This window comes from uncultured Bifidobacterium sp., assembly GCF_959020155.1.
In the GTDB taxonomy this organism is placed as follows: Bacteria; Actinomycetota; Actinomycetes; order Actinomycetales; family Bifidobacteriaceae; genus Bifidobacterium.
Map to the genome: position 1 here is coordinate 1 of NZ_CAUERC010000027.1, position 21,086 is coordinate 21,086.

Below are 21,086 nucleotides of genomic sequence, written 5' to 3' on the forward strand. Positions count from 1 at the left end.
CTACGACGGCAAGGAACTCGACGTGCGATGCCGTCGCGGCGAACACAACCTGACCGACGTGCTCGACGCGGTGAAACGCTCCGGCGCCAACATCGGCCACCTGACCAGTCGCCCGCCCACCCTCAACGACGTGTTCCTCGAACTCACCGGCAAAGCACTGAGGGACTGACCATGCTCCCCTCAGTCGGCAAGCAAATAACTTGGCTCCCCTCTCCGAGGGGAGCTGTCACCAAAGGTGACTGAGGGGAGTTCCTGAGTAAGGAGACATCATGTGGACCACATTTCTGGTCGCATTGAAAGCGAACTTGCGTAACCGGTCGGCGTTGTTCTGGATGACCGTGTTCCCGATTGTGCTGGCGACCATGTTCAACGGACTGTTCGGCGGGCTGGCCGAAGCATACGAACTCAAGCCGGTGCCGATGGCCGTCATCGAAGACACCCGTTGGCAGCAGGCGGACGGTGCCCGCACCTTCGTAGACGCGCTGGCCGGGGAAACGGAATCGGCCTCAGACGACACGACCTACGCCGAAATCGACCAAAAGCTGCTGACCATCACCACAGTCGACACCGTGAAGGAGGCCGAACAACGGCTCGCCGACGGCACTGCCAACGGCTATCTGACCGCCGACAATAACGGCCGATTGGCGATGACCGTGAGCCGGGAAACCGCCGTCACAGCCAAGGACTCCACGCAAAACAGCGGACTGGACATTAGCCTCGCGGCCCTGCGCAGCGTCATCGACCTGTACAACCGCACCGACGCCGTTACCCGGCAGACCATCGCCGACAATCCACAGGCCGCGCTCAGCCGGAACTTCTGGAACAGCGTCGGGCAGAACGTCGACATGACCCATGAGACGACGCTCACGCATTTCCAGCCTGACGAGATCGCCCGATACTATTACGCGCTGCTGGCCATGTCCTGCATGATGGCCATGGGATACTCCATCAGCACAGTCGCCGCCGCACAGGCGAACCTGTCCGCGCTGGGCATACGGCGGACCGTAGCGCCGCTGAGCCGGGCCAAACAGCTCGTCGCGGGCTTCCTCTCCTGCTGGCTGTGCTCGTCGGTCGCCCTGTCCATCGCATTGGCCTATATCCGGCTCGCCTGCAACGTCTCGCTCGGCGGACGCGAACCGGCGGCGATCCTCGCGGTCATCATCGCCTCGTTCATGACCAGCTCAGCAGGCACCCTGCTCGGTGCGGTGCCGAAGCTCTCGTACAACACGAAATACGGGCTGTCGACCGGCATCTCCTGCACGCTGTCGCTGTTCACCGGACTGTACGGCGGGTTTGCCATGCAGATCAGCGACTGGATAGCCCGCAACGCGCCCATACTCGGCACCATCAACCCCGCACAGCAGGTGACGAACCTGTTCTACGACATCCTGTACTACGACAGCTACCGGCCGTTCATCACCACCTGCATCATTCTGCTGGCGATGAGCGCGGTATTCCTCTTGGCCGGCATCGCAATGCTGAGGAGGCAACGTTATGAACACCTGTAAAGCCACGCTGCGCGTGCTGTTCGCGCACCGGGTCTACCTGATGATCTACCTCGTATTCATAGGCATCCTGATGATGTCCATCAGCTGGGCGATGCTGACCTCCGCATCCGGCTCCATGTCCGCGGTGCTCGAATCGACCAAGACGCGCGTCGCCATCATCGACCGCGACTCCGACCGGGGTGATATCGCCACGTCGATGCGCGCCTACCTGCGCGATTCCAGCGAACTGGTGGACCTCGACGACACCAGCGAAACGCTGCAACAGGCCGTCGCCTCGAACTGGGTGGACCTGATCGTCATCATTCCCGACGGATTCGCTGACGATTATGTCGCCGCGGCGGCGGACGGCGACAATCCGCCGAACGTGGACACGGTTACCAGCTACGCATCCGGCTCCGGGTCGATGGCGCGGATGAACGTCGGCGGGTTCCTCTCGCTCACCCGCACCGCACTGATCGGCGCGCAGACGAGGGTCGACCAGGCGGCGCTCGCCGGCATGATGAACGCTACAGGAGGGGCCGCCGGTTTTGATGGCGCGAGTCTGGACCAAGACATGCTGGACTCGCTGCCGGAAGGGCAAGTCGACAAGCCGGATATCAAGGATCTGTCCCAGGCCGCCAAAATGGCCGCCGAATCGGCCAGCGATACAGACGTGAACCATCAGATCGCCGTGGTCGATACGCCGACCGAGGAGTCGGCAAGCGCTGCGGATACGGCGGTCAGCGGATTCGGCGGCACCATGAAAACCGCGATGTACCCGCTGTCCCTGGCGATGACCATCTGCGGATCGATGATCCTGGGCGCGTTCACCACCGGCGAGGTGCGGCGGCGTCTCACCGCCTCGCCCCGACGCATGGTCCTGATGGGACTCCAGCGGTTGCTGACGTTGGGCGGATTCGCGCTCGTCGTATGCGTCGGCTATTTGGTGCTGTCAATCGGTCTGATGATGGCGGCGGGGCTCGATCCGTTGCACCTGAGCGTCGGGGGAGTGCTGATGACGTTCGGCGCGACCTGCGTGTACGCGCTGATGACCGTCGCCTGCGGATTCATGCTCAGCGAGTTCGGGCTCTCGGAAGAGGCGGCCAACGGGTTCGCCAACATCTTCGGCCTGCTCATCATGTTCACGTCGGGTGTCGCATTGCCGATTGACATGATGCCCGGCGTGATGGTGACCATAGCCAAGTTCCTGCCCGGCTGGTGGTATTGCACCGCGATCGACAACGCGCTCGGCTTCGGCACGGCGGCGGAAACCGGCATAAGCGTCGCCGGCTGGTCCGGCTCGCTGGGATTGGTCGCACTGTTCGGTGTGATGTTCATCTGCATCGGCCTGGCCGCCGGCCGCTTCCGCCGATCCCGCCCCGCCCTGGCCGCGCCCGCCACCACGCAGCTGGCCGAGTGAGAAATCAGCCTTTCAACCGATACCGCTGTGCCGGGTCGTCGGCGAACTTGACTCGGGCGACCCGCCCTTCCTTCATCAGCTCGCGCATACCGGATGTGGCGGCCAGCGGCGTCAACTGCAGTTCGCGCATGATCTCCTTGACGCTCATGGCCGAATGCCGCTCCAGTACGGTCATAATCGCCTTGACCACGTCGCCCGGTGAACTGTTCGCCATCGTGCGCTGCTTGGTGATGGTCATCGTGAACGTGTTGATGTCGTTGCGCGTGGTCGCCGGCTCGATGCCGGCCTCGCGCAACGCGGCGGCGATGCGCTGGTAGCCGTCGCCGCCTTCCGGGTTCACAAACCCGCCGCCCGGATACGGCGTGGACTCCAGCAGCGTGAACAGGAACTGGTTTCGGGTGGAGACGAACGGCGCGCCCGTCACCGGATGAGGGCTCGCCAGCACATCATGTGTCACCATGCCGTACAGGCCACCCGGATTGGTGATCTCGATGCGATCGGTGAACACGCTGATATGCACCTGCGTGCCGCGCGCATCGGGCGAATAATCACGGTGGGTGAGCGCGTTCGCAATCGCCTCGCGCAACACGAGCGGCGGATAGTCGGGCTTCTTCGCGCCAATCCAACGCATCAACGAGTCGACCGCATCGTCGATCATCACCGGAATCGAACCGACCACCGACTTCGAGGCGACCAATCGTTCGTCACCCCGGAACACATCGTCCCGGCTCGTCCCCGGAAACACGGCAATCGAAATGCCGAGCCGCGGATAGAACTTCTGCGGATAGCGGCCCAACGCCAGCAGTCCGGCCAAGGTGGGGCGCAGGATTCCGCCGACCTCCGACTCGTCGGAATCATCATGGCGCAACACCTGCAGATCCAGCAGCACATCGATGCCGTCTCGGTCGGCGAACACGCGCGGATGCTGTTCGCGCACGCGTGCCAACAGTCCGGCAACAAGCTGCGGGTCGAGGTCATCGGTCGTGGCGTCGGGCACGATATCCAGATCGTATGTGGGCTGCAGATGCTCCTCGATGAGCCGGTCGACCTCATAGGAGGTCATGCGCCGGTCGCCGTCGCCGGTACGGATGAACGAGCCGCCGTGCGGTCCGAGCGCGGTGGTGAAGCAGGGCTTGTCGCGCGGCAGCATCTCGTCGATGCGCGCGAACACCAGATTCGCGCCTTCGAACGGGCAGGTGACGATCACGGGCCGCACCACCGGCGTCATCTTCTCGCACGCCTGGCTCAGCGCCTCCTGCATGGCGCGCGCGTCGAATCCCTCGACCGGCGTGAACCCGTTCTTTTCGGACAGGCCCAGGATAATCCAGCCGCCGGAGCCATTGGAGAACGCGGACAGCGTATCGGTGATGGTCGAGGAGATCTTGCGCTTGCATTCCTTGACCTCGCACTGTTGCGTATCGTTGCCGATCAGACGCATGAGTTCGATCAGCTCAGTCATTTTGGCAGTATAGTCATCGACCATGGCGGCCTCCTTGAAACCATTGTGCCCCATAATCCGCCGCCCGCTCGCCTCCAGCCCCGCCAGTTCACCCCAATTCATGCAGAATTCATGGGCCAAACCAGACGAAACGAACGTCGATGTAGGGTTCGGTTCCGCGTGTTCGCCGATGATATCGGCCGGTCGAGGCGGGCGGGCTATGTTGGGTGGCGTGGGAATCTTGCGCGTGATTGATGCTACGGCTGTGTGCTTCGCTCTGGGTATATCCGGCCCGATCAGCGGGACTCAGCCAATGTGATGCCGCCCGCAGCCATCTGCTTGCGGGCCGCAACACCAAGTTCCTCGCTGACCGGCACGGTCAGATCCTCGAACACGGTGACCTCGAAGCCGAGCTTCTTGGCATCGAGCGCGGTGTCCTTGACACAATGCGATTCGGCGATGCCCACCACATCCACGCGACTCACGCCGGCGGCCTTCAGCGCGTTGGCCAGCGTCTTGCCGGCGGATTGCTCGGCCTCGACCTCCTCGCGGGTCTGGATACGGTCGGTATTGTCCTCGATACCCTCAAAACCGGAATATGCCGCCGAATACTGGCCCTTCTTGAAATGATGCTCGATATTCAGCGCCTTGATCGCCGGATGCAATTCGGCGTTCAGCGTGCCGGCCGCACCATGCTTCGGCCACGTGTCCACGAAATCCGGCTCCGCCGACCAGTGCGCGCCCGGCTCGATATGCCAGTCCTGCGTGGTTGCGATATACGCGTACTCGCTGCGATGCGCGTTCACATAATCGGCAATCCGCTCGGCGACCGCGTTGCCGCCTGCGACACCCAGTTCGCCGCTTTCACAGAACGTCGGCTGCACATCCACCACAATCAGTGCCTTGGTCATCGTCATTCCCCTTATTACCTTGGATTCGTTTTGAATATTGTCTCGAACTCGACGTGCGATTGCTCTCATCATAGCCATGCGCGGCCCTGTGGGAAACGTTCGGGCTTACACTGCAAGCAGCAATCGAATACAAGAACCAGGGGAGGGCGACCAAGACCATGCTGGACCATCTGACGTTGCACGTGAAAGACATCGACCGTAGCATCACATTCTACAAACAGGCGCTCGCACCGCTCGGCTATATCGTCAAGGCGCATCATGAGCCTACGCTCGGATTCGGCGTGGATGACGGAACCCTGCACTCCGATTTCTACGTGTCACCGATTGAAGGGCTGGAGGCGGAGGCTTCGCCGGTCACGCCGGTCACACACATCGCGTTCTTGGCTGACAGTCAGCAAGCCGTGCAGGCGTTCCATGCAGCCGCGCTCGCCGCCGGCGGCCGAGACAACGGCGCTCCCGGTCCGCGCCCGTACCATCCCGGCTATTACTCCGCATTCGTGCTGGACCCGGATGGCAATAACATCGAAGCCGTCGTGGATTGGGCTCATTCGAACGAGTAAAAACATATCCGTATCGTGCCTCAGGCGGCATCGACGGCGTAGGCTCCAACCAGTCGGATTTGTGGTCGCAACGGCGGTATAGGTCACATCACGCAAGCGTGAAGGTGATGGTCTGCTCGGCGGTTTCGGTGCCGATCCATGTGCCGGCTTTGCGGTTCCAATCCATGCCGTCCGCGTGCAGTGCGTCAATGCCGTATTGACGTGCATGCGTGACCAGCCAGCCTGCCGTCTGCCAGCAAAGTCGAGTGCGGTTGTCGGCGGACAGGCCGTCCGGCAGCGTGATCGTCAACGTTGTGCTGGCCGTATTGGTCGCAGCGCCGTTGTTCGTGCCGGTTTTGCCATTTGGGGGCACAACCGAGACATTGACATTCGGCAGTGTACCTCCTATGGCGGCAACCAACCCGTCCGCGTCCGAGGAGGTTGCTGGCTCCAACGCGCACGTGACGCCCGCCGACCGTTCACCGGTCAGCCCCGAGGCCCAAGCGCGTGCCATCGCATCCCATGCGGCATATAGTTCCGGGTAGCCTGAGCGCTGCACCTCCTGCGCGGCGTCCTCCACCGGAATCGTCTCCCAATCCGGCACCTGCAGCAGATGATCGTAGAAGATGTTTGTCGCATAGGTCATGTCGGACACCTGCTCCGCCGTGCCCCAGCCTTGGCTGGGCCGCTGTTGGAACAGGCCGAGCGAATCCAAGTCGCCGTAGTCCAGATTCGTCAGCCTCGACTCCTGCATGGCCGTGGCGATGGCCACCGTCGCCGCGTGATCCGGCAGTCCGCGCGTGACGGCGATGTTCGCAATCAGCGCCGCGTTCTGCGCCTGATCAGGCGTCAAGGTGCGGCGGGCTCCGTCGGACGACACCGCCGCGCAATATGCTTCCTCGGCCGTGCGCGCGGTCTCGCGAGGCGTGAATAGCCGTGGCAGCAGCGTCCATGCCGCGATCAGCGCCGCAACAACAAGTATGACGGCTGCAATCAGCGCGCCCGCGCCATGGGAGCGGCGTCTGCCGTACCGCACCTGTTGTCCCATTGCGCCTCCAATATTTCGGTGTCATGGCTGACCGTGACCGGCTGGCCTATGCAGCATGCGGGATTTGCCGTGTTCCGGCTCGGCCGTCATCATGACAGCGTGGCATATCCACCTGAACGGCGGCTGCGTCATCACGCGACTTTGTGACAAGTCTTCACGCTTCATGACATCCGCGCAAATCAGCCCCTCGAAACCGAGAATGGCGGTCGGGATTGCTCCGACACCAAGGGAGCTGCTGCCGCTATTGTGTGAAAGGCGATTTGTACCGGGTTGAAGGAGAGGGACACATGGCGCAATTGCAGCCGTACTGCGCGATTGAGGGCAATGATGATGGATTGCCCGTCGTGTTCGTGCATGGCATGGGTGTGGACCATCGTTCGCTGATGATGCTCGACAAGGCGTTTGACGGCAATGATTCAATTCGCCGTATATATCTGGATCTGCCCGGTTTCGGCCGTACGCCGGCATTGCCCGAGCATGCCTGCGGGCTGCCGGAAATGGCGGATTGGCTGCAAACGGCCATTGACGGTCTTGTCGGTAAAGCGGCTCCATTCGCCATGGTCGGCAACTCGATGGGCGGTGCGCTTGTCCGCGAAGTATTGGCGCGCGAACCTCGCCGAGTGGCCGGTATGGCATTGATCGCGCCGGTCGTGGACCCGCAGCATGCCGGCCGGCATGTGGCCGAACATGTGGTTGCACAGCCCAATCCCAAGCTGACGCACTCCTTGCCGCAGGAACAGGTGTTCGATTTCATTACCATGGGCGTCAACCAGTCATTCGACGCGTGGCGACGCTACCAACGGTTCATCCTGCCCGGCGTGGCGTTGTGCGACCGTGCGGCATGCGAACGACTGGATCAGCGCTATTGGCTGGCCGATAATCCCGAGGAAATGCTCGGCACATATGCGGGTCCGGTGCTCATCGTCACCGGCAAGCAAGACCAGATCGTCGGATACGAAGATCAGCAAGCCCTGTTGCCGCACTATCCCAACGCCACCTTCGTGACGCTGGACAATGCCGGTCACAACGCGCACATCGACCAACCCGAAGCCGTCATCACGCTCGTGCGCGAATGGGTGGCTCATATGGCGTTCGCTCCGTTGAGCTGACGGTCTGCTGACAGTCTGCCGAAGCCTATATGTATACGAGCGACCAATGCCGGTTGACGCAATACGCCTTGCAAGGTATATCGTTTTTCGATATAGTCATATCGATGTTCGCGGTGTCGCCAAAAAAAAACGTCGGCACCTGAAAGGACCGGGCTATGAAAAACTACATGAACCGATGGGTGTTGCTCGCGTTGAAAGCCATCGTGATTCTGGTCTGGCTGGCCTGCCTATGGGGCCAACTATTCGCCGTACCGGGATTGAGCGGCGCGCTGGCCGGCCTCTACCCGAGCCAGACGTCGATGCGCTGGCCATATCTCATTATGGGCGTGCTGTTCCTGTTCTGCATCGAAGCGGCGTTCGTGGCCGTATGGAAACTGTTCTCCTTGTCCGGCTCGGGCGCGAACTCGAGCAGGTGATTTGAGATGACGATTCGCATCAATCTCGACGTCATGATGGCCAAACGCAAGATTGGCGTCGGCGAGCTCGCCGAACAAATTGGCATCACTCCCGCCAACGTGTCCATTCTGAAGAACGGACGTGCCAAAGCCGTCCGCTTCACCACGTTGGACGCCATCTGCAAGGCACTTGACTGCCAACCCGGAGACATCCTCGAATGGGAAGATGACGATTGATCGACACGCCACCGGCTCGAACTCATGGTTCAACTTGTAGTCTCTCCCAAAATCAATGATGCCCTATCATCCTGCAAGACGATAGGGCATCATCATGTGATTATGCGCAGCTGATATGTTGCGTTGTTATCACTCGGCGTCCGCGGCCGGTGCCTCCTTGGGCGCAGAGAGGAAGTGCTCCTCGCTGGGCAGCACGGCGTTCAGGATCACGGCCACCACGAACGCCACGGCGATGCAGTTCGAGGCGAAGATTTGTTGGAACAGTGCCGGGAACTGCGTGAAGATGTCGCTCACCTGGGTGAAGCCGATGCCGATGGTCAGCGAAAGCGCCGCAATCGTGATGTTGCGCTGCGTGAAGCCCGCCTCGGCAATCATCTGGAAGCCCGAAAGAATGATGTTGCCGAACATCATGATCGTGCAGCCGCCGAGCACCGCCTGCGGCAGCGAGTTGAACACCTCGGCGATGGCCGGCACGAAGCTCGCCAGCACCAGAATCAGTCCGCCGGAGAGAATCACCTTGCGGTTGACGACCTTGGTCATGGCCACCAATCCGATGTTCTGTGCGAACGAGGTCAGCGGCAGACAGCCGAACAGGCCGGATACGGTGGAGATCAGGCCGTCGCCGGCGATGGCGCCCGCGGTCTCGCGTTCGGTGGGCGTACGGTTCAGGCCCACCTTGGTCAGCGCGGCGGTGTCACCCAGCACCTCGACCGAGGAGACGACGTAGAGCAGGCCGATGGAGATGATCGAGCCCCAGTCGAACTCAGGCTTGAACGGCATGAACTGCGGCACGGACACGATGGCGAGGTTCTGGAAACCGGAGAAATCGACCTTGCCCATGCAGATAGCCGCCACATAGCCGACCACCAGACCGAACAGCACGGACAGCTGCTTGGCCGTGCCCTTCATCAACAGCTGGAACGCCAGGCAGGCAACCAAAGATATAAGCCCGAGCGTCAGGTTCTGCCAGGAACCGAAGTCCTTGGCTCCGCTGCCGCCGCCGAAGCTCGTGGCACCCACGTTGAGCAGCGAGAAGCCGATCGACGTGACCACGATGGCGGAGACGATGGGCGGCACGAACCGACGCCAATACTTGGCCGTCAAACCCAGCACAAGTTCCAGCAGACCGCCGACCATTACCGCGCCGACCACCGCGCCATAGCCCTTGTCCGCGCAGATCGCCACGGCGGCCGCCACGTAGGTGAAGGAGATGCCGGTGACCATCGGAAGTCGCGAGCCGATGAGCCACGCGCCGTACAGTTGCAGGCAAGTGCCCAGGCCCGCAACCAGCAGGCCGGACTGGATGATGGTGGCCGATTGGGCCGGGGTCATCTTCGCGGCCGAGGCGACGATGAAGATCGGGGCGAGGTTCGCCACGAACATGGCCATCACATGCTGCAGGCCGAACGGAATGCCCTTCCAGAAGGATACTGGCGCGTCCAGCGAAGACAACGCCTCAAAGGATACGGAATGATTGGTTTTCTTCTCTGACATGATTCTCTTCTTCTCTCTGTTGCTCCCGCCGGCGGGAGCAGCCAATGTGCTCAGTGCCTAAATGTGATTTCGCCGGTCTCGGGATTCATGGACTCGACGATGGCCAGCGAATCCACATCGTAGCCTTCAGCGCGCAGCGCGTCACCGCCGCCCTGGAAGCCCTTCTCCACGGCGATGCCAATGCCCTCGACCGTGGCACCGGCTGCTTCGCACAGATCGATCAGACCGCGCAACGCCTTGCCGTTGGCCAGAAAATCGTCAATAAGCAGCACATGGTCGCCGGCGTTCAGATACTTCTTGGCCACGATCACCGGGAACTCCTTCTGCTTGGTGAAGGAATAGACCGTGGTGGTGTACTGGTCGCCGTCAAGGTTGATGGACTGCGCCTTCTTGGCGAACACCACCGGCACATTGCCGAAATGCTGGGCCGCCACACACGCAATGCCGATGCCGGACGCCTCGATGGTCAGAATCTTGGTGATGTGCTTGCCGGCGAAATGAGCGGCCCATGCCGAACCCATGCGGTCGAACAGGCGTACGTCGCACTGGTGGTTCAGAAACGCGTCCACCTTGAGCACATTACCCGCCTTCACCGTTCCCTCGCTTTGGATTCGCTCCTCAAGTTCCTGCATTGAACCTCCCATTGTTGTATGTCAGTGAATGATATGGATACTCGTAAGTGTACGTTGTCCTGCGCTGACCCGTGCATGTGGTAAACATGAATGTCGCGATTCAAAGGGAGGCAACAGTGTACGACGAGCCGGAAGTCATCGCACGCAGCGCACAGGAACTCGTGGGCGACCTGAACCCGCAGCAGGCGGAAGCCGTGCAATACCGCGGTCAGGCGCTGCTGATCGGAGCCGGTGCAGGCTCCGGCAAAACCCGCGTGCTGACCCGCCGCATCGCCTGGATCTTGAGCCAGTTCGGCGCATGGCCGAGCCAGATTCTAGCCATCACCTTCACCAACAAGGCCGCCGCCGAAATGCGCGAAAGACTCGGCTCGCTGATCGGCCCGGTGGCCCAGCGCATGTGGGTCTCCACCTTCCACTCCGCCTGCGTGCGCATTCTGAGGCGCGACGGCAAGTCCATCGGACTCAAGTCCGGCTTCTCCATCTACGATTCCGCCGACTCCGAGCGACTCGTCAAAATCATCGCCACCGAATTCAACCTCGACATCAAGCGCTACACTCCACGCTCGATTCTCGGCCATATCTCCGACCTCAAGAACAATCTGACCGGTTGGAAGGAAAACCTCGCCGTTCACGCGCCCGACTTCACGCCCGGCCAGCGCGGCTACCAGTTCGGCACGGTGGGCGACCTTGAAGCCATCTACGCGGTGATCTACGCCGAATACGAGCATCGCTTGGCCCTGGCCAACGCCGTCGACTTCGACGATCTGATCGGCCGCACGGTCGAGTTGCTGCGCACTGACCCGGCCGTCGCCGAGTACTACCATCACCGCTTCCGTTACATTCTGGTCGACGAGTATCAGGACACCAACCACGCCCAGTACGTGCTCGTGCGCGAGCTGGCCGGCGTGGACACGGGGGAGAAGGCCATCCCGGGCGCGCCTAACGCCGGCAAGTCCGGCCCCGCCTGGATCACCGTGGTGGGCGATTCCGACCAGTCCATCTACGCGTTCCGTGGTGCCGACATCCGCAACATTCAGGACTTCGAGCAGGACTTCCCGAACGCCAAGACCATCATGCTCGAACAGAACTATCGTTCGACGCAGACCATTCTGGATGCGGCCAACGCGGTGATCAGCAACAACGAGGGCCGCAAGCCCAAGAAACTGTGGACCGCGCTCGGCAAGGGCGAGCCGATCGTCGGCTACGCGGCGGACAACGCCCAGCAGGAGGCCCAGTGGGTGGCCACCGAAATCGCGCGCCTGCACGCCGAAGCGGGCATCGCCTACTCCGACATGGCGATCATGTACCGCGCCAACGCCCAATCCCGCTCGCTCGAAGAGGCGCTGATCAACACGAATCAGCCGTATCAGCTCGTCGGCGGCACCAAGTTCTACGAACGTCGCGAAATCAAGGATGCGCTGGCCTATTTGCAGGCGCTCGTCAATCCGGACGACGATGTGAATCTACGCCGTATTCTCAACGTGCCCAAGCGTGGGCTTGGCGACCGCGCCGAAGGCGTGCTGCTCGCCTACGCGCGCGAGCATGGCACCAGCTTCTTCTACGCACTCATGCACTTGGATGAGATCGAGGTGCCGACACGCACCGCCACCTCGCTACGAGCATTCCGCGATCTGATGGGCGCGCTCTCGCAGTTCACGCGCGCGCACGACTCCAAGCCCAGCGAGATCGTGGCCGAAGTATTGGAGAAGTCGGGCTTAAGGGCCGAACTCGAGAAATCCGTGGACCCGCAGGACGCCTCCCGTCTGGAGAACCTCTCCCAGCTGCAGTCCACTGCCGCCGAATTCGAACAGAACACGCCTGACGCCACGTTGTCCGCATTCCTGGAGACCACCGCGCTTGTGGCCGACTCCGACCAACTACCCGGCGAGGCGGAGGACTCCGGCAAGGTGACGCTTATGACCTTGCACACCGCCAAGGGCCTCGAATACCCGGTGGTGTTCCTGACCGGCATGGAACAGGGCACCTTCCCGCATTCGCGTTCGATGGAAGACACCACTGAACTGCAGGAGGAACGCCGACTCGCCTATGTGGGCATCACGCGCGCCAAGCAGCGACTGTATGTCACGCGCGCCGCCGTCCGCTCCCAGTGGGGCCAGGCCGCCGATATGATGCCCAGCCAGTTCCTCGACGAGATTCCGGATTCGCTGATTGATTGGAAACGCCGTGAAGCCGGCGTGGAGCGTATGCGCGCCAGCTGGGAGACCGATGGATTCGCCGACGATTTGGGCGGCTGGGATGATGACGATTTCGGCGGTGCCGCGTTTGGCGGGTCGTCGACGTTCGGCTCGCGTGGTTCGTCCGGTTCGGGTTCGTCCTATGGGTCGCGGTCGCGGTATGGGTCGTCGTATGGCTCGGGTTCCGGCTCTTCGTCGTATGGTTCCCGTTCATCGTCGTATGGTTCCCGCTCCGGCTCGTCCTCCTATGGTTCCCGCTCCCGTTCGGGTTCGTCCTATGGTTCTTCAGGCTCCGGTTCGAGGTCGTCCTACGGGTCGCGTTCCCGTTCCGGTTCTTCGTCCGGTTCATATGGTGGCACCCGTGGCGGCAAGGTCACCACGCGCCGTACCGCACCGAAATCCGATTCGACCGGCTCTGCCGTGCCTAGCTCGAAGCTCACCAAGGACAATGGCCTGAATATCGCCGACTTCGCCGTGGGCGACATGATCAGCCACGACCAGTACGGTCTCGGCAAGGTCACCGACGCACAAGACAAGGGCCGCAATTCGGTAATCACCGTGGACTTCGGCTCCGCCGGCGTCAAACGCCTCATGCTCCGCGTAGCGCCGATTGAGAAGTTGTAGATAAATTGGCCCCTCTGACGAGGGGCTGAGTTATATACCAAATAAATTCGCAAAAAACAAGACTTGTGTTCTTCATCACAGTGTGGGCATAATGCGGAGGTTGTGCCTACGAGCCCTGGGAACAGGGGAGAGGAAAAAGTAGTTATGAAGAACAAGCTGTTTGCATCCGTGCCCAATATTCTGTTCGGCGCGCTGATCACCATCGCGCCCCAGACCTTTGCGCACGCCTGCACCGGCCATGACATGCCGGGTGCCTGCCACTACTCGCAGCAGGCGGCCACCGGCATCGGCGTCGTCATCCTCGTGTTCGGCGTCGTGGCTTTGTTCGTCGCCCCGCAGATTCGCATCGGCCTCAATATCGCCGCCGCAGCCGACGCCCTGCTACTACTCGCCGTACCCACCTTTCTGATCGGCATCTGCAAGGGCGCGATGATGCACTGTCGCATGGTTATGCTGCCCACGCTCATCGTGCTCGGCGTGCTCACCATCGTGTTCGCGGCCATCGCCATCTGGCTCGACTCTCGCGCCGCCAAGCGCAACTGATCGAGCAGACGGCCGGAGCCCAGCCATTCCGAACGCTGGACTCCGGCCTCGCTTATTGCAACCGCACTATAAGCAACATAAGGATTCATCGTGCCATCCCATATCGCATTGCGCGGCCTTCCGATTGAAAACCTCAAACGCAAGCCGTTCCGCACCGGCGCACTGCTCGCCGTCGTCACCATCCTCGCGCTGACATTCTTCGGCGGCACCATGCTGACCATGAACCTCAACACTGGCATGACCAGTATGGAAAAGCGCCTGGGCGCCGACCTCATGGTCGTGCCGCAAAACACCGTGCAGAAGGCCGAAGCGCTGCTCACCAACGGCAATCCCAGCACTTTCTATTTCACCAAAGACATCGCCGACGAGGTCATGCAGGCCGACGGCATCGCACAAGCCACCGAACAGACCTATATATCATCGCTGGCCGCCGCCTGCTGTGCCGAAAAGCTGCAGATCATCGGTTACGACCCGGACACTGACTTCGTCATCGAACCATGGGTCGCCTCCCAGTTCGAAGGCCCCCTTGAAGACGGTCAGATGATTGCAGGCGCAAACGTCAACGTGTCCACCGACGGCACCATCGAACTCTACGGCCGTTCATGGCCGGTCGTCGCCCAGCTCGCCAACACCGGCACCAGCCTCGACAACTCGGTGTTCATCAACCAAAACACCGTGCCCGACATGGTCGCCGCCTCGGCCAAGGTCTCCAAGCAGGTCATGTCCGCCGAATATGCCGGCAAAGCCGTCTCCACCGTGATGATTAAGACGCAGCAGGGGTACGAAGCGCAGACCGTAGCTGAGAACATCAAGCGTCTTGATTCCCGATTCGCCGATTTGGGGTACGTATACCCCGGCGGCATCACCGCCAACACCAGAACTTCGCTGACCGCGCTTGTCACCTACCTCAAGATTTTCGTGGCGGTGATCTGGGTAATGGGCGTGATTGTGCTGCTCGCCGTATTCGCCTCGTCGGTGAACGAACGCAAACGCGAATTCGCGTCCCTGCGCATCATGGGCGCCACGCGCGGCATGTTGAATGCCATCATTCTGAAGGAATCCGCCATCATCGGTCTGATCGGTGGCGTAATCGGCGTCGGCGCGGCCAGCCTGGTGATTTTCCCATTCAGTTCGCTGATCGGCAAACAGCTTCAATTGCCGTATCTGCAAGCCAGCCCGGTTGCGGTGATCGGATTCATTGCCGTGACCATTGTGTGCTCTACGGTCATCGGCATCATCGGTTCGCTGGCCACCATGTGGCGTCTCGGCCGGCCCGAAGCCTACCTGACCCTGCGAGAGGGGGAGTGATATGACTGAGACAACTACGCCGCTTCAGCCGACCACGGTTGAGCCGACCAAGCTCCAGCCGACCACGCCAGCTCAGCCGAACGCGCCGACTGCGCCGGATTCGCCGCACGTAACCGAGACGCCCTCCCCGGACCATCTGCTGACCTTGACGGACCTGACCCGCCAGTTCGTCCGCCGCGGCACGCCGTTCGACGCCGTCAGCCACGTGAACCTCACCGTCGATGCCGGCGAATTCATCGCCATCGTCGGCCGGTCGGGCAACGGTAAAAGTACGTTGATCAACATGGTCGCTGGGCTGATTCGCCCGACCTCGGGAACCGTGAGCGTGGCTGGACGCAATGTGGCCGACTTGGGCGATAAAGCACTGTCCGTGCTGAGGAATCGCACCATCGGATTCGTGACTCAAAGCCAGACCCTGCTCGGCAACCTGACCGTGCTCGACAACGTGATTCTGCCCGCAACGATGTTTCCGGAGCCGCTGCCGTTCGCCCAAAACGCAGAAGCAACGGATGCCGTGGCGCAAGCCGCTGCCACCAATGATGAAGCGGCCGCCGATTCAGCCGCCGACCCGTTCATGCCGGATGTCATTGCGCCAATCACAGACCAGGAAAACACGCCGTCAAACACGGCTGCGAGCCGTTCGGACCTGTTCGCCACCCGAGCTCGCACGCTGTTCACCCAGCTTGGTGTTGCCGATCTGGCAGACAGCTACCCGCGCGAGCTGTCCGGCGGTGAAATGCGGCGCGTCTCCATCGCCCGCGCGCTGATGAACCAGCCGAGCTTGCTCATCGCCGACGAGCCGACCGGCGACCTCGACCAAGAGAGCACCGACATCGTAATGCGTCTGCTCAGAGACCAAGCCAACAACGGCACGGCGATTCTCATGGTCACCCATGATCCCGATGCACTCGAATACGCAGATCGGGTGTATCGCATGGACGCTGGAGTGCTGTCCATAGCCTCGGTGTAATATGGTCTGCTGGTGTCTGCCAACAGGTAGATACCGTCTGGAGTCATAGCCCATCAGCGGGTCGGCGGTAGGTAATCGCAAGAAAACCAACCCGTTCGTGTTTATTCACGACGAAGCGCTGGGGAGGCCCGACTCAGCGCTTGTTAGGCATATGCAAGGCAAGCGTTCCGTTCAGATAACGACAGAAGGATTAATCCAATGACGAACGTTCAGCGTTCTCGCCGTCAGGTGCGTCTGTCTCGCGCCCTCGGCATCGCACTGACCCCCAAGGCTCAGCGCATCTTCGAAAAGCGTCCGTACGCTCCTGGCGAGCACGGCCGTGACCGCCGCCGCACCGAGTCCGATTACGCGGTGCGTATGCGCGAAAAGCAGCGTCTGCGCGCTCAGTACGGCATCTCCGAGAAGCAGCTTCGCGCCGCTTACGAGAAGGCCACCCGTACTGCCGGCCAGACCGGTAACGCCATGCTGACCGACCTCGAGACCCGTCTCGACAACCTGGTGCTGCGTGCCGGCTTCGCCCGCACCACCGCCCAGGCCCGTCAGTTCGTGGTGCACCGTCACATCCTCGTTGACGGCAACATCGTGGACCGCCCGTCCTACCGCGTCAAGCCCGGCCAGACCATTCAGGTGAAGGCCAAGAGCCAGACCATGGTTCCGTTCCAGATCGCCGCCGAAGGCGTGCACCGTGACGTGCTGCCTGCGGTCCCCGGCTACCTCGACGTGAACCTGCCGTCCCTGAAGGCCACTGTGACCCGTAAGCCGGAGGTCGAAGAGATCCCGGTGCAGGTCAACATCCAGTACGTGGTCGAATTCTACGCCCGCTGATCCGGGCCCTCTGGTCAACAAATCCAGGACATACCGCTCGAACCCCGCGCTTCTTTCGAGAAGCCGCGGGGTTCCTGCGTTGTAGGGCGATTACTGGCCGCACACCGCCTGGCGAATCATCGTCGCGTACGCATAGGCACCGGTCATATTCGGATGAATGCCGTCATCGTTGAGGTATTCGCTATGACCTTCGCTATACCCATGCCAATCGATGATGCCCACGTTCTTGTTCTTCTTGGCGGCCTCACGCAGCATCGTATTGTTGTTGTTCTCCTGCCACGGGTATGGCATACGGATGGTGATGAAGTATGTCGGCTTGCCGCCGGTCAGGTCAATGAGCTGTTGCACTTCCTGCTCATTCGAAATCACGCCGTTCGTGCCGAGGCCAAACACCACCACACTGCCACTGTGGCCGGCAGCGGTGTCCTGCTGATACACATCCACCGCCTGCGGCAGCTGACGGTTCGGCAGGCCATCGATAAAAGCGTTCGGGAATGCGGCCTGGATGGCGTCCGAAGTACCCGACGTCACTGAATCGCCGACCATCATCATATCCGCGTTGCAGCTTTCCGTTGCCGGATCATAGGCGTACTTCGAAATGTCAAGATTGTTTGGCACCTTTTCCGCAATCGGTTTGATGATGGGCGGCTGAGAATCCGAACCGTTCTTATTCGCGTCAGCGGTATTGGTTTCGCCGTTCGCGGCATTTATGGCAGAAGACTCGGGCTCGGGCTTCGCCGGTTTCTTGACCGGCTTGGCGGGTGCCGCGAGTTCGGGGCGCAGCTGAATGGCTCGCGCTTGAGCGATGCCATTCCAGTCCACCGGTGCCCACGTCAGCGCCACAACGGTCACCAATCCGATAACCGACATGACCCACGCGCCCGGGCGCAGCCGGTAGCCGGCTTTCGGCAGCGGCTTGGCGTGTTGGCTACGAGGCATCTGCACCGATTTACGGGCCGCCTCGACCAGCTGGTAGAAGGCTTCCGACGCCGCCAACACCACGACGGCCTCAAGAACCCAACCCCACCACGGCAACGCCTGCGTTCGTGTCGCCGGGTTCATGAACTGCAGCAGCGGATAATGCATGACGTACAGCGAGAACGATCGCGACCCGATATAGCGTAGGGGAGCACAACCCAGCACGTGCGACCAGATTGAGTCATTGTTCACGGCACAGGCCAAGGCGCACAACGATATGAACGCGGTAATCAGGTACCCGCCTTGGTACATGTACGACAGATACCCGTTGGCGAACCAGAATCCGGTCAGCAGTGCCGCCAAAGCCGCGGTGCCAAGAACATTGCAGACGATAGTGAGACGGGCGCCCGTCTTGTCGCCGGCCTGACGTTCGATCTGCACTGTTTGCGAAGCCGCTCCAGCTTCCGCAGCTTCCGTACCTCGCGAGGAAGGCGCAATCCAGATAGCCAACAGCGCGCCGGCGGCCAGCTCGGCGAGGCGAGTATCGGTACCGTAATACACGCGGGAGGTATTGGCCGGGTCAAACAGCAGCACCATGTCGGCGGTGGAAGCAGCCATGATGACAAGAATCGCCATGGAGCGCACCCATTTGGACTTGGTGATTTTGCCGAGCACCACCATCAGCAACGGCCAAACCAGATAGAACTGCATCGTCACGCCCAAGAACCACAGATGGGTCAGAGGAGAAGGCAATCCGGCCGCCTCGAAATACGGCACCTTGCGGAAGATGTACACCCAATTGCTGGCGAACAAGGCGCTCGGCAGCGAATCGGAAACCACTTTCTGCAACAGGCTGGGAGCGAACATCCAAGTGAGCCAAGGCACCACGGCAATGGTCGCCAGCATCACCGGCCATAAACGAGTAATGCGGCGGATCAGATATCGGCCATATCCAAAGGACCCGGTGCGGTCCACCATGTTCAGTACCGAACGTGTGGCAAGAAAACCGGTGATAACGAAAAACATCGTCACGCCAATGAATCCGCCCTGCAATAGCGACGGGCGGGTGTGGAATGCTATGACTCCAAGAATCGCCAGAGCGCGCAGTCCATCGATACCCCTGAAATGGGCAGGCACAGACGATCGAGATGGTGCAGGTTTCAAGGTTATGCTCACAGTATTCTAAGTGTACTCTCAGGAATCGTTAGGTATACTGCCCGGATTACGCATATCTCAGGTAGTGACCTATGCCGTTATGACTTATGACTTCCGGCAACCCGCACCGAAACCGCCGGAATGGTGACATAATCAGAACCATGATTCTTCATCTGCATCTGGTCCGTCACGGACAGACCTATTTCAACCGATACAACCGTCTGCAGGGATGGTCGAATTCGCCGCTGACCGAGTCGGGCGTCGCCGATGCCGTCAAGGCCGGTGAGCGACTGAAAGGATTGACGTTCGCCGCCGCCTACTGTTCGGACACCACGCGTGCCCAGCAGACGGCCGAGAAAATTCTCGACATCAACGAAGCCGCGGGTAACCCGCGCCCCGCACTCGTGACGGACATGCACTTCCGCGAGCAGTTCTACGGCTACTACGAGGGACTTGACATGGCCATGGCCTGGTACGCCGCGGGAGCGCCCCACGGCGTCAAAACCTACAACCAAATCGTCGAGAAGTTCGGGTTGGGGGCCTCGCGTGATTTTCTCAAGGAAGCCGATCCCTTCCACGACGCGGAATCCGATGAGGAATATTGGACGCGCGTCGAAGGTGCGTTCCGTCTTATCGCCGACAACCCGAATCTCAAGGACGGCGACGATGTGCTGCAGATTTCGCATGGCAACACACTGCTTAGCCTCGGTCACCGGTTCGGCGGCCCTGACCTCGATCTGAACGAACGCCCGGCCAATGGTTCGGTAACCGTGATCGACTTCGACACCGACAAGCCGTTCGGCGAAGCCGTGACCATCGTTTCGTACGGCAAGTAGCAAATAGCAAGCAATACATATCGAATAGCACGTACGGTCCACGGCGGCACGCCGCAAACGAAAGCGTCAGCAGGACAGCCTTTCGCCTATAGCCGCATACGCCCACGCGCACGGTTTTCGCCCTGCGCATGCAATGGTATGCCAAGAAATAGGGAAGGAGTGCTACCCTTAGGCGAGTAAGTGTGACCGCAAGGAGGAAACAATGGGAGTCGGAGAGATCGCTGGCCTGATCGCGGCCATCGCGTTCGCAGTATTGGCCGGTTTCATGATCTATCCGCTGATCAGGCTGGGCAAGATGTTTGATCAGATATCGCAGACGGTCCGGGAGTCCGGTGAACACGCCATCCCCGCGCTGGACGAAGGCGTGACCACCGTCAAGCAGGTCAACAAGTCGCTCGAAGACGTGAACAAGATTTCCGCCGCGGCTTCCACCACCGCCAACAACGTTGGTGCGTTGACCGATCTGTATGGCTCCTTCCTCGGTAAGCCCATCATCAAGATCGCTTCCACCTTCTACGCGCTGAAAACCACGGGTCAGTCCTTCCTTGCGAAGAACGCCGCGAAAACCACCGTCAACGACACCGCCGAGAAGGGGGAGTGATGTTCAAACGCATCTTCTGGGTCGGCGTCGGCGTGGCCATCGGAATCGTTGCCGTCACCAAGGCACAGGCCTATGTCAAGGCCAATACGCCTGATGCGGCACGCCAGTTCCTGCTTGGCCCCGATCAGGACAATGTGCCGATGAAAACACTCGAAGGGTTGGTCAACGAGTTCAATGCCACCCGTCGAGCCCGCGAGGCTGAGCTCAACCGTCAGTACATCGAGCGCGCCAACTGACACGCGCATGCCGCCTTGCCATCTAGTCACTGAATCAGCTAGAACAAACTAATCCTCATAATCCAGTCTTTTCCACCAATACCAGGCGCAACTGCGCCCATTACCCAAACAAGGAGTTCATCCGCTCATGCGCACTGCGGACATCGCAAAGCGATACCTCGATTA

General features: G+C 60.9%; 21 protein-coding genes. 15 read left to right on the forward strand and 6 right to left on the reverse strand.

From position 1 onward, the window contains the following. From Q5H31_RS06695 to Q5H31_RS06705, 3 genes are all read left to right on the forward strand, one after another. On the forward strand, positions 1-169 hold a 169-nt coding region (locus Q5H31_RS06695), incomplete at its 5' end, for a DUF4162 domain-containing protein (RefSeq protein ID WP_302457621.1). Between the two features lie 100 nt (positions 170-269). Beyond that, positions 270-1,508: an ABC transporter permease gene (locus tag Q5H31_RS06700; protein ID WP_007052113.1), complete on the forward strand. Its 1,239-nt coding sequence runs from the start codon at positions 270-272 to the stop codon at positions 1,506-1,508. Then, on the forward strand, positions 1,495-2,907 hold the full coding sequence (locus Q5H31_RS06705; protein ID WP_032682870.1) for an ABC transporter permease: 1,413 nt from the start codon (positions 1,495-1,497) through the stop codon (positions 2,905-2,907). The genes Q5H31_RS06700 and Q5H31_RS06705 overlap by 14 nt, the downstream gene beginning before the upstream one ends. Positions 2,908-2,911: 4 nt before the next feature. Here the strand turns inward: Q5H31_RS06705 and Q5H31_RS06710 are convergent, their stop codons facing one another. Both Q5H31_RS06710 and Q5H31_RS06715 read right to left on the reverse strand, forming a co-directional pair. Further along, positions 2,912-4,390: an ATP-binding protein gene (locus Q5H31_RS06710; protein WP_007052115.1), complete on the reverse strand. Its 1,479-nt coding sequence runs from the start codon at positions 4,388-4,390 to the stop codon at positions 2,912-2,914. A 251-nt stretch (positions 4,391-4,641) separates the two neighbouring features. Then, positions 4,642-5,256 (reverse strand): isochorismatase family protein, encoded by a 615-nt coding sequence (locus Q5H31_RS06715; protein WP_007052116.1) that lies wholly within the window; start codon positions 5,254-5,256, stop codon positions 4,642-4,644. A 158-nt stretch (positions 5,257-5,414) separates the two neighbouring features. Between Q5H31_RS06715 and Q5H31_RS06720 the strand changes: the two genes are divergently transcribed. Continuing rightward, on the forward strand, positions 5,415-5,816 hold the full coding sequence (locus Q5H31_RS06720; RefSeq protein ID WP_007052118.1) for a VOC family protein: 402 nt from the start codon (positions 5,415-5,417) through the stop codon (positions 5,814-5,816). An 88-nt stretch (positions 5,817-5,904) separates the two neighbouring features. On the opposite strand, the gene Q5H31_RS06725 is transcribed toward Q5H31_RS06720, so the two are convergent. After that, positions 5,905-6,843, reverse strand: coding sequence for a cobalt transporter (locus Q5H31_RS06725; RefSeq protein WP_007052119.1), 939 nt, complete (start codon positions 6,841-6,843; stop codon positions 5,905-5,907). A gap of 287 nt (positions 6,844-7,130) precedes the next feature. On the opposite strand from Q5H31_RS06725, the gene Q5H31_RS06730 reads away from it, so the two are divergent. From Q5H31_RS06730 to Q5H31_RS06740, 3 genes are all read left to right on the forward strand, one after another. Beyond that, positions 7,131-7,952: an alpha/beta fold hydrolase gene (locus Q5H31_RS06730; protein ID WP_007055490.1), complete on the forward strand. Its 822-nt coding sequence runs from the start codon at positions 7,131-7,133 to the stop codon at positions 7,950-7,952. A 155-nt stretch (positions 7,953-8,107) separates the two neighbouring features. Continuing rightward, a complete protein-coding gene (locus Q5H31_RS06735; protein ID WP_007052122.1) occupies positions 8,108-8,368 on the forward strand; it encodes a DUF2975 domain-containing protein in 261 nt (86 codons plus the stop codon). A 6-nt stretch (positions 8,369-8,374) separates the two neighbouring features. Beyond that, the gene (locus Q5H31_RS06740) at positions 8,375-8,584 is read left to right on the forward strand and encodes a helix-turn-helix transcriptional regulator (RefSeq protein WP_003829211.1); all 210 of its coding nucleotides are present in this window, start codon (positions 8,375-8,377) and stop codon (positions 8,582-8,584) included. Positions 8,585-8,713: 129 nt separating this feature from the next. Here the strand turns inward: Q5H31_RS06740 and Q5H31_RS06745 are convergent, their stop codons facing one another. Together Q5H31_RS06745 and Q5H31_RS06750 are read right to left on the reverse strand one after the other, a co-directional pair. After that, positions 8,714-10,078: a nucleobase:cation symporter-2 family protein gene (locus tag Q5H31_RS06745; protein WP_008782982.1), complete on the reverse strand. Its 1,365-nt coding sequence runs from the start codon at positions 10,076-10,078 to the stop codon at positions 8,714-8,716. Positions 10,079-10,128: 50 nt separating this feature from the next. After that, positions 10,129-10,710 (reverse strand): xanthine phosphoribosyltransferase, encoded by a 582-nt coding sequence (locus Q5H31_RS06750; RefSeq protein ID WP_007057285.1) that lies wholly within the window; start codon positions 10,708-10,710, stop codon positions 10,129-10,131. 116 nt (positions 10,711-10,826) lie between these two features. Here Q5H31_RS06750 and Q5H31_RS06755 point away from each other — a divergent pair, with 116 nt between their 5' ends. The 5 genes from Q5H31_RS06755 to rpsD all read left to right on the forward strand — a co-directional run bounded on the left by Q5H31_RS06755 (position 10,827) and on the right by rpsD (position 17,175). Beyond that, positions 10,827-13,529, forward strand: coding sequence for an ATP-dependent helicase (locus Q5H31_RS06755; RefSeq protein ID WP_007055502.1), 2,703 nt, complete (start codon positions 10,827-10,829; stop codon positions 13,527-13,529). Positions 13,530-13,673: 144 nt separating this feature from the next. Continuing rightward, complete coding sequence (locus Q5H31_RS06760; RefSeq protein ID WP_007052126.1) at positions 13,674-14,072, forward strand: DUF4418 family protein; 399 nt, start codon at positions 13,674-13,676, stop codon at positions 14,070-14,072. A 90-nt stretch (positions 14,073-14,162) separates the two neighbouring features. Further along, positions 14,163-15,380, forward strand: coding sequence for an ABC transporter permease (locus Q5H31_RS06765; RefSeq protein WP_007053390.1), 1,218 nt, complete (start codon positions 14,163-14,165; stop codon positions 15,378-15,380). Position 15,381: 1 nt separating this feature from the next. Next, on the forward strand, positions 15,382-16,350 hold the full coding sequence (locus Q5H31_RS06770; RefSeq protein ID WP_007055084.1) for an ABC transporter ATP-binding protein: 969 nt from the start codon (positions 15,382-15,384) through the stop codon (positions 16,348-16,350). A 198-nt stretch (positions 16,351-16,548) separates the two neighbouring features. Further along, positions 16,549-17,175, forward strand: coding sequence for a 30S ribosomal protein S4 (rpsD, locus tag Q5H31_RS06775; RefSeq protein WP_007052130.1), 627 nt, complete (start codon positions 16,549-16,551; stop codon positions 17,173-17,175). A 90-nt stretch (positions 17,176-17,265) separates the two neighbouring features. On the opposite strand, the gene Q5H31_RS06780 is transcribed toward rpsD, so the two are convergent. After that, positions 17,266-19,230: an acyltransferase family protein gene (locus Q5H31_RS06780; protein WP_007053388.1), complete on the reverse strand. Its 1,965-nt coding sequence runs from the start codon at positions 19,228-19,230 to the stop codon at positions 17,266-17,268. 179 nt (positions 19,231-19,409) lie between these two features. On the opposite strand from Q5H31_RS06780, the gene Q5H31_RS06785 reads away from it, so the two are divergent. The 3 genes from Q5H31_RS06785 to Q5H31_RS06795 all read left to right on the forward strand — a co-directional run bounded on the left by Q5H31_RS06785 (position 19,410) and on the right by Q5H31_RS06795 (position 20,921). Continuing rightward, the gene (locus tag Q5H31_RS06785) at positions 19,410-20,084 is read left to right on the forward strand and encodes a histidine phosphatase family protein (protein WP_007055085.1); all 675 of its coding nucleotides are present in this window, start codon (positions 19,410-19,412) and stop codon (positions 20,082-20,084) included. A gap of 202 nt (positions 20,085-20,286) precedes the next feature. Beyond that, entirely contained in the window at positions 20,287-20,685 is a 399-nt protein-coding gene (locus Q5H31_RS06790) for a DUF948 domain-containing protein (RefSeq protein ID WP_007052133.1), read from the forward strand. Then, the gene (locus Q5H31_RS06795) at positions 20,685-20,921 is read left to right on the forward strand and encodes a hypothetical protein (protein WP_007053386.1); all 237 of its coding nucleotides are present in this window, start codon (positions 20,685-20,687) and stop codon (positions 20,919-20,921) included. Before Q5H31_RS06790 ends, Q5H31_RS06795 begins: the two co-directional genes overlap by 1 nt. Positions 20,922-21,086 lie beyond the last annotated feature (165 nt).